We start from the raw sequence: 12,237 nt of genomic DNA on the forward strand, positions 1-12,237 counted from the left end.
GGTCACCGCAGATGGGCATCTGAGACCGGTCGATTAAACCGGAGAGTGTGAGATTCTATTCAGCATGGGGCGGGAAGTGCAGTACCACGCCGCGCTGGCATCGCCGACGCGGCGGCAGGTGCTCGATGCGATCGTCGCGGCGTCGGGGCCCCTCGACGTGACGGCGGTGGCCGACGCGGCCGGCATCCACGTGACAACCGCACGATTCCACCTCGACCAGCTCGAGGCGGCGGGGCTCATCGAGCGGCGCATGGTGCCCGAGCCCCGTCGCGGGCGGCCCCGCGTGCGCTTCGTGCCGACCGGCGCGGTGCGTGATGACGACGCACGCGAGCAGCTCATCGATGTGCTCGCCTCGGTGATCGCCGATGATGCAGGCGGCGGCGACCGGTCGGCGCAGGCCGGACGACGGTGGGCCGAGGCGCTCGAAGGTCCGGCGAACTCCTCCCCCGGCCTCGCACAGCCTGTATCGGGGCTCGTCGACGCGCTCTCGCGGCTCGGCTTCGAGCCCGAAGTCTCGCCCACCGCCGACGCCATCCGCCTGCTCGCCTGCCCGTTCCGCGACGCTGCCCGCGTTCACCCCGAGGTCGTCTGCGCGGTGCATCGCGGGCTCATCGATCGCACGCTCGAGCGGGCAGGCGGGTCGATCGCGGCCGAACTCGTACCGTTCGTCGAGCCCGAGCTGTGCCTCGTCAGGCTGAAGCCGGGCGCCCGAACCTCACTCGAGTGAGCCCTCGAGTAACGCGTCACGCGTGCGAAGGGTCTCGAACTCGCTGCCGGATCGCCCGCTCAGCCGCCGCTGGATCGACCCGGCGATGCGCCGCGCCTGCGTCTTCGCGAGTTCTGCCTTCTCGCCGGCGAACCGCTCGTCGACGTTCTCGACCCAGAGGCTGAGCCACCGATCGAAGTGCTGCTGCCCGAGCGGGTGCCTGGCGTTGAGCACCAGGTGCAACTGCAATGCGTTGCGCCGGTAGAGCCCGGCACGGAACAGCACGGTCTGCCAGAAATCACACATGATCGGCAGGTGGTGCTCGAGGTCCATCTTGGCGACGTCGGTGAAGATCGGTCCGATCAACGGGTCGGCGAAGGCGCGCAGGTAGAAGCTCTCGACCAGTTCGAGCACGTCGGCACGGTCGTGGAGATCACGGGTCATGCCGCCAAGTCTAGCTATTAGACCGGAACCTGATAGTTTTTAATTCGGGATGGAGGGAACATGGCACCCGACGACTACACGCTGCTGGCGGCCGACGCATCGGCGCTGACCGAGACACGAGCACCCGAGGGCGACACCATGCGCACGCGGCGGGTCTTCTCGTCGCACGGCACGTCGGTGAGCACCATCCACCTGCGCCGGGGCGCGGCCATGCCCACCCATGCCTCGCGGTCGCCGATCCTCGTGCAGGTACTCGACGGCCACGTCGCGATGGTCATCGCACACGACCGCGTCGACCTGCCCGAAGGCGCCCTCTTGCACGTCGACGCCGGAGCACCCCACTCGGTCGAGGCCGTCACCGACGCGCACCTGCTGCTCATCGTGCTGGGCGCAGGCCGGGTCGCGCCGGCGATCGAGTCTGCGCCGGCGATCGAGGCTCGGCAGGCTGCTTCGGATGTCCCGGTGCTGCGCCCGCCGCAGGGTGCCACCACACTGAACGTGATCGGGCAGGACGACGAGCCCGTGCTCGACGTTCGCGACATCCCGCGTGCCATTCGCCACGCCACCGTGCTCGGCGCGCTCACCGCGATCGCTCCCGGCGCGGCGCTCGTCATCGTCGCGCCGCACGACCCGCTGCGACTGCTGGCAGAGATCGACGAGCGGTGGCCGAGCACGTTCGCCGTGTCGTACCTCGACCGCGGCCTCGAGCACTGGCGGCTGCGCCTCACCCACGCCCCGTCGACGGCGGCCGCGTAGACCACCGTCCCGACACATCGGCAATCGAAGTCTCGACACACCACAATGTGCCCCCGGCAGGATTCGAACCTGCGCTTCCGACTTAGGAGGTCGGCACTCTATCCCCTGAGTTACGGGGGCGGCCGTACGAGTCTACTTCCTGCGATTGCTGGTCTCGGTCTGGGCGTGACAGTTGGGGCAGAGCAGCCGGAGATTGGCGAGTTCGTTGTTGAGGCGGTCGCCGTCGACGTGATCGAGCTCAAGCGTCAGCGGCTTGCCATTCCACTCGGGTCCAAGTCCACATGCCACACAGAGCATGGGAACTCCGAGTCGACGAGTCATCCACCGCTTCAACGACTTGCTGTCTTGGGGCCGCTCAGTCCGCGTGAAGCGGGCCCGCACCTGCTCGTCGGCCAGTCTCGGTTTCACGACTCTGGCGTGCCACTCGCCCGGCCGTGCGATCGGACGCGCAACGCCGAGTCGCTCGGCGAGGTTCGCCGCGCGCCGGTAGTTGCCGCTGTACTTTGATACGCCGAGTCGATCGAGCGACCCTCGGTGACCCGGTCGACGTCGGCGAGAACCCGATGTACCTCGCCATCTCGCCTGCGACCGGTGTGCTGGGCATCGTGCACGAACTCGCCGACGGTCTCGTGTCGACGTGGACGATCGAGGGTGACACGGTGGCGCCATTCGGTCGGCCCGGCGCCACGGGTTCCGCCGACCCGTGTCACCTCGCGTTCGCCGAATCGGGCGACCTGCTCTTCGCGGCGAACTATTCGGGCGGCCGCCTGTCGGTTCACCCGGTGGGGCCCGGTGTCGTCGCCGATGCCGCGCTCACCGTCGACTTCACCGGCACCGGCCCGAACGCGTCACGACAGCTGTCGCCGCACCCGCACCAGGCGGTCGTCGACTCGGCGCGCGGGCAACTGCTCGTGCCCGACCTCGGCGCCGACCGCGTGCGCCTGCTCGACCTCGCGCTGGTGCCCGCGGCGCTCGACCACGATGATGCGACCGACATCGTGCTGCATGCGGGTGCCGGCCCGCGGCACCTCGTCGTCACCGGCGACCTCGCGGTCACAGCCAACGAGCTCGACCGCACCGCGAGCCTGCTCGACCTGGCCGAGGCTCGCGAGATCGCCTGGTTCCCGATCGGCGACGACCTCGAACCGCGCGGTCTCGGGTGCTCGGCCATCCGTCTCACGCGCAGCGGCGTCGTGCTCATCGGCGATCGCGACGCCGACGCGCTGCGTGCGCTGCGGCTCGACACCGAGGCGCGCACGCTCGAACTCGTGGCGACCGTGCCGACCGGCGGGCGGCATCCGCGCGACCTGCAGGTGACCCATGACGAGCGTTTCGCGCTCGTGGCCGATCAGGCCTCTGACTCGATCACCGTCATCACCCTCGAGGGCGGCGTGCCCACCGAAGTGGTCGCGACGCTCGAGACACCGGCGCCCGCCTGCCTTGCGCGGATGCCATGAGCAGGCGATCGGGCGTCAGTTGTAGCCGAGAATGACGATCGCCGAGGTCGTGGGGGTGAGCTCGTCGACGAACCCGATCTCCTCGAGTCGTGCGTCGTCAAAGGGCTGCGTCATCACCGTCACCTGTCTCCGCCGTTGGAATGAACTCCAACGTAATCGTCGGCCTCGCCGGGCGCATTGGTCGACTCGTCCAACAACCGGCACCGTTTTCGCCACGACGTCGACAACGACCGGCGCGAAGCGACCGGCGCGAAGCGACCAGATCGAAGCGATCAGCCGGGCGGATAGAGGTACAGCGCATCACCCGCGGCGATCGTGCGCTGGTGGTACGAGTGGTCGGAGTTCTGGTTGTATTCCTCGATGTTGACCGACCCGTCGGCGTTGATCGACTGCACGTAGGCGACGTGATTGTAGGGGAACCACGCGACAGCCCCGATGACGGGAGTGCTCGACGTGGGCCATCCGTGGCTCGCCCACTCGTCGGCCCATGCGTAGGCGCTGCCCGACGCGAGGTTCGACCAGTCCCACTTCCACGGCGCGCTCGTGACGCCGGCGTCGCGGTTGAGCCGCCAGGCGACGAAGTCGACACACTCGCGGTAGTAGTAGCGCAGCGGTGAGAGCCCTCCGCCGAAGTCGTCGGGCAACTGGTCCCACCAGGGGTAGTCGTCGCCCTCGGCGCGAACCGTGTAGACCGCGTAGCTGCCCGACCCGCGCGAAGCGAGCTCGGCAGCCCACGAGGCGCGTTCGGCGGCCTCGGCCTCGAGCCGCGCCGCTTCGATCTCGGCCTTCGTCGTCACGGCGTAGCTGTCGGCCGACAGCGGCGCGCCGGTCGCGAGGCCCGAGACGTCGACGTCTTGCGCCTGCGCGACACTGAGACTGAAGGTACCGGATGCCTCGTGCCCGGGGCCGCCCGGCATGAGGGCGTATGCCGGCAGGGCGACCGTGCCGAAGATGGCGGGGACGATGAGCATCGTCGCGAAGACACGGGCGGGCCCGTTCCGGCGCAGCGCGCCGGGCGACCGCGAGGGGCGTGGTGCCGTTGGAGTGGCTGCGGCCCGTGGCGCACCACGCGTGCTCGTGGCCCTCAGCGCGACCCGGCCGCTGCGGCCGCCGTCGGCGACGCGCCGCGCACTCGATCGTCGCCCGGAACGATCGCGTCGGGTCGCGTCGTTCGTCTCGTCACCGCTCAACTGATGGTCCTCCGGGCACCGTGCGAGCCGCAGTCGACGTCGGCACGGAGTGGCTTGGGCTGATCTCGGAGCCAGGGGGTGCTCCGGACTCGATCCACGATAGGGCACGTCCCGGCGATTGTCACGGTGCGATCCGGCCTGTCACGAGCAGCACACGCGGCGGCGCGGCCAGCCACGTCGACGGTGCCCGATCATGCAGCCATGGCGAGGTATTCGCTCCACTGCGGCAGCGGGCGGTCGACGCCGCGCACGACCCAGCCGCGACCATGCGGCATACGCGGGGTGAACCGCAGTTGCCAGCCCATCTCGGCGGGCGTTCGGTCGCTCTTCGTGTTGTTGCAGCGCAGGCAGCATGCGACGAGGTTCTCCCACGTGTCGCGGCCGCCGCGTGAACGCGGCAGCACGTGGTCGATCGTCGCCGCCGACCTTCCGCAGTACGCGCAGCGGTGCTCGTCGCGCCGGAGCACGCCGCGCCGGGTCACCGGCACCTGGTGCACGCGCGGTGATCGCACGTAGCGGGTGAGCAGGATCACGCTCGGCCTCTGCCACGAGCCGCTCGCAGCACAGACCGGATTGCCCTCGTCGTGCAGGATCACGGTGGCCTTCTGGTTCATGACGAGCAGCAGTGCCCGCTTGAACGAGACGACGGCGAGCGGTTCATATCCCGCGTTGAGCACGAGTGTGCGCATGAAGTGCCTTTCGTTCGGGGCTGGATGGCTTCCAGCCGCGTGCACGGTGCGGCGATGCGAGCGAGGCGCGACGGGCGATTCTCGCGGTCGCTCGGGCGGAGAGGACACGGCCGGGAGAACAAAAAACGGACACCGTCGTGATGACAGTGTCCGTTGGCGTGCTCGCCCGGTTCGTGCTCGGCTGACTACTGTGCCGATGATCGAAGAGCGCGCGGGCATCCGTGGAATGGATGCTGCGCGGCTGGACCATCGGCCTCCCCTACCCGGTTGCTCGGATCGTCAGGGTTTCAGGGTAGAGCACGAACGGCGCCCCGGGAAATCCCGGCGCGCCGTTCGCGGGCGTGCGTCACGCGATGTTCATCGTTCAGATGCCGATGCGAACGATGTAGTAGTCGCTCGTCCAGATGGGCTGCACACGAACGGATGCCCCTTCATAGGGCGCGTGCAGGATCATGCCGTTGCCCGCGTAGAAGCCGTCGTGGCCGTCCATGATGACGAGGTCTCCGGGCTGCGCATCGGCCTCGGAGATGCGGGTGCCCATGGCGCCCTGACCCGCCGAGGAGTGCGGCATGCTCACGCCGAACTGCGCGTACACGTACATGACGAAGCCCGAGCAGTCGAAGCCGGCGGGCGTGGCACCGCCGTAGACGTACGGCACGCCGATGTACTGCGTCGCGACGTTGTAGACGCTCGCCAGGTCGAAGTTCGGGTACGGCGGGTTGGCGAGGAAATCGCCGACCGAAGGGCCGCTGTACGAGGCTGCATACGAGACCATCGCCGACTCGGCCGCGATTCGTGCCGCTTCGGCCGCGGCAGCAGCCTCTTCGGCGGCGCGGATCTCTTCACCGGTGACGGCGGCGTAGCCGTCTTTGGTGATCGGCGCGGCGATGACGTCGTCGGTGACCTCGACCGACTGCGCCTGCGCCTTCGTGAGCTTGGTCGCAGCGGTCGCGCCGAACTGCTGGTCGAGACTGCCGGGAGCCATCGCGTACGCCGGGATGGCCAGGGTGCCGACGATACCGGCGGCGACCGCCATGACGAGCACGTTCGCAACTCCACCGCGACGGAGCCGCCGAGTCGATGGAAGCGGTTTCGCTGCGGCCCTCGTTGCGAGGTCTGCCGCGGCTGGACTTGGGGAACTCGGGGCCTTCGAGACGATGATCGCCTTCGTGGCAGCCCCTCGGGCGTATGACCTTGTCGGGCGACGCCGGGAGAATCGAGCCAAAACGTATACCTCCGTCGCCCCGCGACACCGTATGTCGCCCCACCGGATGCGCGCGTGGCGCTTCACGGGTTCCGGATCGAGCGGTGGGCTTGGGAGGCGTCTCGACCCTGTTCCTCCGACTGGCTTCGTGCCGGCGGACTCGTATGAGAGTACGCGACCCGCGCGCGAATGTCACATCCTGATAACGGTGTGGCGCGAAGCGCTGGATTACTCGGAGATGAAGATGTGCCCGGCGACCTCGGTGGGCAGCTCGAGCCCGCCGTTCTGGCCGTCGACCTGCACGAGCACGTAGCCGCCCGACTTCGTGAAGGCCGCCTGGGCGCCGGGCATGATGCCCGCCTGCTTCAGCTGGCCCAGCAGCTCGGGATCGAACTGCACGGGCTCTGCGAGCCTGCGAACCGTGCCGCGCACGGCCTGCTCGCGTTCGGCGAGCACGTCGACGACATTCGCCACACCGCTCATGAACGGCGCCGCGGCGGGCACGCCGAGCTCTTCGAGGCCGGGGATGGGGTTGCCGTAGGGCGACTCGGTCGGGCTGCCGAGGATCTCGATGAGGCGGCGTTCGACCTGCTCGCTCATGACGTGCTCCCACCGGCATGCCTCGTCGTGCACGTACTCCCATTCGAGCCCGATGACATCGGCGAGCAGGCGCTCGGCGAGGCGGTGCTTGCGCATGACGTGCACGGCCTTGCTGCGACCCTCGGGGGTGAGTTCGAGGTGCCGGTCGCCCGAGACGACGACGAGTCCGTCGCGCTCCATGCGCGCGACCGTCTGCGAGACCGTGGGGCCCGAGTGCCCGAGACGCTCGGAGATGCGCGCACGCAGCGGAACGATGTTCTCTTCTTCGAGATCGAGGATCGTGCGCAGGTACATCTCGGTCGTATCGATCAGATCGGTCACGCGGTCCTCCTGATTCGTCGCAGCCGTCATCCAGCCTACCGGGCACCACCCCCTCGGTAGACTCGGTCGCATGCCGAGCCTCGTGATCCCCAGTGACCTGCTGCCCGCCGACGGACGCTTCGGCTGCGGCCCGTCCAAGGTTCGGCCCGAGCAGGTCGCGCACCTCGCCGCCGCCGGCTCCTCGATCCTCGGCACGTCGCACCGTCAGCCCGCCGTGAAAGACCTGGTCGGCAGGGTGCGCGCCGGCTTCGGCGAGCTCTTCGCCCTGCCCGACGGATACGAGGTCGTGCTCGGCAACGGCGGCTCGACGGCGTTCTGGGACGCCGCGGCGTTCGGCCTCATCGAACGACGCGCGCAGCTCGCCTCGTTCGGCGAGTTCGGCGCGAAGTTCGCCGCCGCCGCCGCCGCACCGTGGCTGCAAGCGCCCGACGTGCGCAGGGCCGATCCCGGCCTCCGTGCGCTACCCGAGGCCGCCGAGGGCATCGATGTCTACGGTTGGCCGCAGAACGAGACGTCGACGGGTGTCATGGCGCCCGTCACGCGGGTCGACGGCGATCCCGGCGCGCTCACCGTGATCGATGCCACCAGCGCGGCGGGCGGCATCATGGTCGACCCGTCGCAGTTCGACGTCTACTACTTCGCTCCGCAGAAGAACTTCGCGAGCGATGGCGGCATCTGGTTCGCCCTCATGTCGCCCGCGGCGATCGAGCGCATCGAGCGCATCGCCGCGAGCGAGCGGTACATCCCCGAGTTCCTCTCCCTGAAGAACGCGGTCGACAACTCGCGCCTGAACCAGACCCTGAACACGCCGGCGCTCGCGACGCTGCTGCTGCTCGAGAGCCAGCTCGACTGGATGAACGCTTCGGGCGGGCTCGCCTGGGCCGACGCCCGCACGCGCGAGTCGTCGTCGGTGCTCTACGAGTGGGCCGAGCGCACGCCGGTGGCGACCCCGTTCGTCACCGAGCCCGACGCGCGTTCGCAGGTCGTCGTCACGATCGACTTCGATGAATCGACGGATGCCGCGGGGCTGGCCAAGGCCCTCCGAGCGAACGGCATCGTCGACACCGAGCCCTACCGCAAGCTCGGGCGCAACCAGTTGCGCCTCGCCACCTTCACGGCGATCGAGCCCGACGATGTGCGGGCGCTCACCGCGTCGATCGACTACGTGCTCGGGCAGATCGGCTGAGACCCGTGCGCTTCTGGCTGGGCGAGCACGAGCGTCGGCCCGATCCCGCGCCCGCACGGGCCGACGCGCGCAAGGCGGTCGCCGCTGGAACCGCTGCCTGGCTCGTCGCCCTCGTGCTGTGCCTCGTGTTCCGGGTGCAGCTCGACGAAGCGGGCTACGGCTGGTTCACGGTCGCGTCGGCCGTCGGCCTCGGCCTCGGGCTGGTCGGGCTGCTCGTGGTGCAGATGATCAGACGACGCGCAGGTCAGCGGCCCGAAGGTTCGTCGGACTGAATGCCTTCTTCGGTGTCGACGTCGTCGGCATCGGCATCGGCATCGGCAGAGTCGTCGAGCGCGTCGATGTCGATTCCGTCGAACTCGTCATCATCGTCGGTTCCGAAGTCGTCGCCGCCCGACACCCCATCGCCCAGGTCGTCGTCATCGAGCTCATCGTCGTCGCCGAACTCGTCGGCGTCGCCGAACTCATCGGCGTCGTCGAGGTCGGCGTCGTCGAGGTCGTCGTCGAGGTCGTCGGCGTCAAGTAGCTCGTCGTCGGCGCTGCCCTCGGCCTCGGTCGCCTCGCGCGCCGCCGCCGCAGCGGCGTCCTGTGCCGCCCGGTACTCGGCGAGACGCTCGGACCATGGAATCCACTCGGGAGCGAGCAGGGCCGACTCGCCGGGCATGAGCTCGGTTTCGAGTACCGTCGGCTCGCCATCGTCGACCCGGGCGATGGTCACGGTCCAGTGCCAACCGGGGTAACCCGAGAGGTCGGCGGCGAAGCGCAGGGTGAGCACATGCTCGCCCTCGGCGACATGGCCCAGGACCGATCCGACGGTCTCGGGCGCGGTCACGTCGAGCAGCGCCCGGCGCGCGAGGTCGACCGAGGCGAGCAGCACCTCGTCGGCCACGACGGGCGCGACCTCGACGCCTGGCGACGCGGTCTCGGCCGATTCGGTCTCGGGTGATTCGGTCTGGGATGATTCGGGGCCGACGACCACGACCTCGACCCCGGATTCGGGAGCCTCAGGCATCGAGGTCGTCAGCAACCTTGCGCAGCACCGCGGCGACGGTGCGGGCCTTCGACTTCTCGGGGTAGCGGCCGCGACGCAGGTCTGCGCCGATGCCGTCGAGCACCTTCACGACGTCTTCGACGATGACCGCCATGTCGTCGGCCGGCTTGCGGTGCAGCTTCGCGAGGCTCGGGGGCGCGTCGAGCACACGCACCGAGAGCGCCTGCGCCCCGCGCTTGCCGTCGGCGATGCCGAACTCGAGGCGAGTGCCCGCGCGCACGGTCGAGCCGGCGGGGAGGGCGGATGCATGGAGGAAGACCTCGTGGCCGTCATCGGAGGTGATGAAGCCGAATCCCTTCTCGTCGTCGTAGAACTTGACCTTGCCGGTGGGCATCGTGTGAACCTCGCTCGCGTCTCTGGGCGCACTGAAAGTGGCGGGCCCATCCAACCTCCAGTCTACGGTCTTGCGGCGCCCCGATCGCGGCCCGTCGGGAGGGGGAGCGCGCGGGTTCGGCCTGCGCTGTCCTATTCTGGTGAGGTGAGCGACTCCGGCCCTGTCACCGAGCATCGCGCCGAGCGCGTCCTCGCGTTCATGTTCGCGGCGGTCGTCGGCCTCTCGATCCTCGCCTTCCTCGCGGTCATCATCGGCACCGCGGCCGGGGCGGGTGCCGACAACGGCTTCAGCCAGCCACCCTGGCCGTTCATCATCATGCTGCCGTGGTTCGGCCTGCCGATCGGGTTCCTGCTGCTCATCGCGCTGCTCATCGTCAACTGGGTTCGCCGCTCACGCGAGCCCCGAGCGCGAGCGAGCTGAACAGGAGACGATGCTCGAACTGGCCGCACGACTCCGGGAGTTGCCGCGAGACGATCTCGCCGCAGCACTGCGTTCGCGCGAGTTCGAACCCAACGGCGTGCACGACCTGTTCGACCTCGCCGAGCTGCTGCTCTCGCCCGACTCGCTCGACCACGCGATCAGCCGGCTCGACCGGCGGCGCCTCGCCGTACTCGCCGCGGCTGCCGAGCTCGCCGCGGCCAACGCCACCGGAACCACGGTCGACGCGGTACACGACGAGCTGGCGCGGCTCGCAGCATCCGAAGACCTGATCGCCGAGACGAACGCACTGCTCGGCCGTCTCGCTTCGGCGTTGCTCGTCGTCATCGCCGACAGGCACGTCCACGTGCCCACCGCGCTCATTTCGCGCCTCGTGCCGCGCCTCGGCGACGACCTCCCGTCGACGGCCGAGCTCGCAGCACCCGCACCGCCCGTGCTCGTCACCGCAGACGAGGTCGACCGCAGCATCCTCGAGCGGCGCTCGTCCGAGTCCGCGTACGCGACCGTCGCGGCCACCGCCGAGCTACTCTCCGAACTCGGCACGCAGCCGGCCCGCGAACTCGCCAAGGGCGGGCTCGCGCTGCCCGACTCGAAGCGGCTCGCCGAGGCGAGCGGCACAGCGCTCGAAGACCTGCCCCGCCTGTTCCATCGCGCCGATGAGGCCGGCCTCGTCGCGCGCGAGGGCGCGTTCTGGCTCGAGTCCGATCATGGCGCTTCGTGGGCGCTCGAATCGGCGAAGGGCCGCTGGCTGCGCCTGGCCGAGTGCTGGCGCGACCGCATTCCAGCGCCGCTGCGCGAACTCGTCGCGCGCCGCACCGACACGCTCACGGCGGCCGCGCTGCGCGACGACGTGCGCTGGTTCTACCCGGCGGGCGGGCGCTGGCTCGACGACGGCCTCGACCGGCTGCTCGGCGAAGCCGATGCACTCGGACTCGCCGTCTCCGGTGAGCCCGTCGAGACCGGTCGGCTCGTGCTCGCCGGGCAGCTCGACGAGGCCGCCGATCGGGTCGCGGCGCATTTTCCTGCGCAGGTCGACAAGGTGTACCTGCAGCACGACCTCACGATCGTCTCGCCCGGCCCGCTCGAGCCGTCGCTCGACGCCCGACTGCGCGCGGTCGCCGACGTCGAGGGCCGAGATCTCGCCTCGACATATCGCGTCAGCGCGGCATCCGTCAATCGTGCACTGGCGGCCGGCGAATCGGCCGAGACGATCCTCGAGTTCCTCGGCGGGCTCTCGCTCACCGGAATTCCGCAGCCGCTCGCGTACCTCGTCGGCGAGGCGTCCGAGCGGTTCGGCGCGGTCCGCGTCAGGGCCGCCGATGAATCCGATTCCCCGGCGAAGGCCACGATACGCTCCGACGACGAGCAGCTCGTGCGCACGCTCGCGGTCGACCAGGCGCTCGCGTCGATCGGCCTGCGCCAGGCGGGGCCGCACCGGCTGCTCTCGAGGTTCAGCCCCGACGTCGTGTTCTGGGCGCTCTCCGACGCGCGCTATCCCGTCGCCGCCGAAGACCACGACGGCAACATCGTGCGACTGCGCCGACACCGGCTCGCACCCACACCCGTCGTCGCGGCGAAGGCCGACCCGATCACCGCGCTGCTCGACCGCGTGCTCGACGAGCCGGGTGGCGAGGCGACCGAGCAGGCATGGCTCGCGCGCCAGCTCGAGGCGGCCGCACGCGCCAAAGAGACCCTCACCGTCACGGTGCGCATGCCCGGCGGCGACACGGCCGACTATCTGCTCGCACCCGCGAGTGTCGCGAACGGCAGGCTTCGCGCCCGCGACCGCAAGGCAGACATCGAACGCACCCTGCCGCTCTCGGCCATCGCGTCGGTCGCGCCCGCACCCGCCGGGTGACGACGC

The 12,237-nt window shown here is 69.8% G+C and carries 15 protein-coding genes and 1 tRNA gene; 8 read left to right on the forward strand and 8 right to left on the reverse strand.

Annotated elements, in window-relative coordinates; translation table 11 throughout:
* Positions 1-64 precede the first annotated feature (64 nt).
* A complete protein-coding gene (locus ABD164_RS08985) occupies positions 65-727 on the forward strand; it encodes a helix-turn-helix transcriptional regulator (RefSeq protein WP_344295525.1) in 663 nt (220 codons plus the stop codon).
* Here the strand turns inward: ABD164_RS08985 and ABD164_RS08990 are convergent.
* Positions 716-1,150 (reverse strand): group III truncated hemoglobin, encoded by a 435-nt coding sequence (locus ABD164_RS08990; protein ID WP_344295526.1) that lies wholly within the window; start codon positions 1,148-1,150, stop codon positions 716-718. The two genes, ABD164_RS08985 and ABD164_RS08990, sit on opposite strands and share 12 nt — an antisense overlap.
* Positions 1,151-1,210: 60 nt before the next feature.
* On the opposite strand from ABD164_RS08990, the gene ABD164_RS08995 reads away from it, so the two are divergent.
* Positions 1,211-1,906, forward strand: a complete 696-nt coding sequence (locus tag ABD164_RS08995; RefSeq protein WP_344295528.1) for a DUF2249 domain-containing protein — start codon at positions 1,211-1,213, stop codon at positions 1,904-1,906.
* Between the two features lie 48 nt (positions 1,907-1,954).
* Here the strand turns inward: ABD164_RS08995 and ABD164_RS09000 are convergent.
* Positions 1,955-2,026 (reverse strand) — tRNA-Arg (locus ABD164_RS09000).
* A gap of 314 nt (positions 2,027-2,340) precedes the next feature.
* Between ABD164_RS09000 and ABD164_RS09005 the strand changes: the two genes are divergently transcribed.
* The gene (locus ABD164_RS09005; protein ID WP_344295529.1) at positions 2,341-3,363 is read left to right on the forward strand and encodes a lactonase family protein; all 1,023 of its coding nucleotides are present in this window, start codon (positions 2,341-2,343) and stop codon (positions 3,361-3,363) included.
* 272 nt (positions 3,364-3,635) lie between these two features.
* On the opposite strand, the gene ABD164_RS09010 is transcribed toward ABD164_RS09005, so the two are convergent.
* A complete protein-coding gene (locus tag ABD164_RS09010; protein WP_344295530.1) occupies positions 3,636-4,334 on the reverse strand; it encodes a CHAP domain-containing protein in 699 nt (232 codons plus the stop codon).
* Here ABD164_RS09010 and ABD164_RS09015 point away from each other — a divergent pair.
* Positions 4,327-4,557 carry a hypothetical protein gene (locus ABD164_RS09015; protein WP_344295531.1) on the forward strand — a complete coding sequence of 77 codons (231 nt, stop codon included), beginning with the start codon at positions 4,327-4,329 and terminating at the stop codon, positions 4,555-4,557. The genes ABD164_RS09010 and ABD164_RS09015 overlap by 8 nt on opposite strands.
* Positions 4,558-4,744: 187 nt before the next feature.
* On the opposite strand, the gene ABD164_RS09020 is transcribed toward ABD164_RS09015, so the two are convergent.
* From ABD164_RS09020 to ABD164_RS09030, 3 genes are all read right to left on the reverse strand, one after another.
* Positions 4,745-5,242: an HNH endonuclease gene (locus ABD164_RS09020; RefSeq protein ID WP_344295533.1), complete on the reverse strand. Its 498-nt coding sequence runs from the start codon at positions 5,240-5,242 to the stop codon at positions 4,745-4,747.
* A 364-nt stretch (positions 5,243-5,606) separates the two neighbouring features.
* On the reverse strand, positions 5,607-6,278 hold the full coding sequence (locus tag ABD164_RS09025) for a C40 family peptidase (RefSeq protein ID WP_344295534.1): 672 nt from the start codon (positions 6,276-6,278) through the stop codon (positions 5,607-5,609).
* Positions 6,279-6,674: 396 nt separating this feature from the next.
* Positions 6,675-7,367, reverse strand: a complete 693-nt coding sequence (locus ABD164_RS09030; RefSeq protein WP_344295535.1) for an iron-dependent transcriptional repressor DtxR — start codon at positions 7,365-7,367, stop codon at positions 6,675-6,677.
* 70 nt (positions 7,368-7,437) lie between these two features.
* Here ABD164_RS09030 and serC point away from each other — a divergent pair, with 70 nt between their 5' ends.
* Positions 7,438-8,553, forward strand: coding sequence for a phosphoserine transaminase (gene serC, locus ABD164_RS09035; protein ID WP_344295537.1), 1,116 nt, complete (start codon positions 7,438-7,440; stop codon positions 8,551-8,553).
* A 5-nt stretch (positions 8,554-8,558) separates the two neighbouring features.
* Complete coding sequence (locus tag ABD164_RS09040) at positions 8,559-8,825, forward strand: DUF2530 domain-containing protein (RefSeq protein WP_344295538.1); 267 nt, start codon at positions 8,559-8,561, stop codon at positions 8,823-8,825.
* Here ABD164_RS09040 and ABD164_RS09045 read toward each other — a convergent pair.
* Both ABD164_RS09045 and ABD164_RS09050 read right to left on the reverse strand, forming a co-directional pair.
* Positions 8,798-9,562 (reverse strand): DUF3027 domain-containing protein, encoded by a 765-nt coding sequence (locus tag ABD164_RS09045; protein WP_344295540.1) that lies wholly within the window; start codon positions 9,560-9,562, stop codon positions 8,798-8,800. The two genes, ABD164_RS09040 and ABD164_RS09045, sit on opposite strands and share 28 nt — an antisense overlap.
* Complete coding sequence (locus ABD164_RS09050; RefSeq protein WP_344295541.1) at positions 9,555-9,935, reverse strand: cold-shock protein; 381 nt, start codon at positions 9,933-9,935, stop codon at positions 9,555-9,557. Before ABD164_RS09050 ends, ABD164_RS09045 begins: the two co-directional genes overlap by 8 nt.
* Positions 9,936-10,079: 144 nt before the next feature.
* On the opposite strand from ABD164_RS09050, the gene ABD164_RS09055 reads away from it, so the two are divergent.
* Positions 10,080-10,355 (forward strand): hypothetical protein, encoded by a 276-nt coding sequence (locus tag ABD164_RS09055; protein ID WP_344295542.1) that lies wholly within the window; start codon positions 10,080-10,082, stop codon positions 10,353-10,355.
* A 10-nt stretch (positions 10,356-10,365) separates the two neighbouring features.
* The gene (locus ABD164_RS09060; protein WP_344295544.1) at positions 10,366-12,231 is read left to right on the forward strand and encodes a helicase-associated domain-containing protein; all 1,866 of its coding nucleotides are present in this window, start codon (positions 10,366-10,368) and stop codon (positions 12,229-12,231) included.
* Positions 12,232-12,237 lie beyond the last annotated feature (6 nt).

The sequence above is a fragment of the Agromyces neolithicus genome (genome assembly GCF_039529735.1).
GTDB lineage: Bacteria > Actinomycetota > Actinomycetes > Actinomycetales > Microbacteriaceae > Agromyces > Agromyces neolithicus.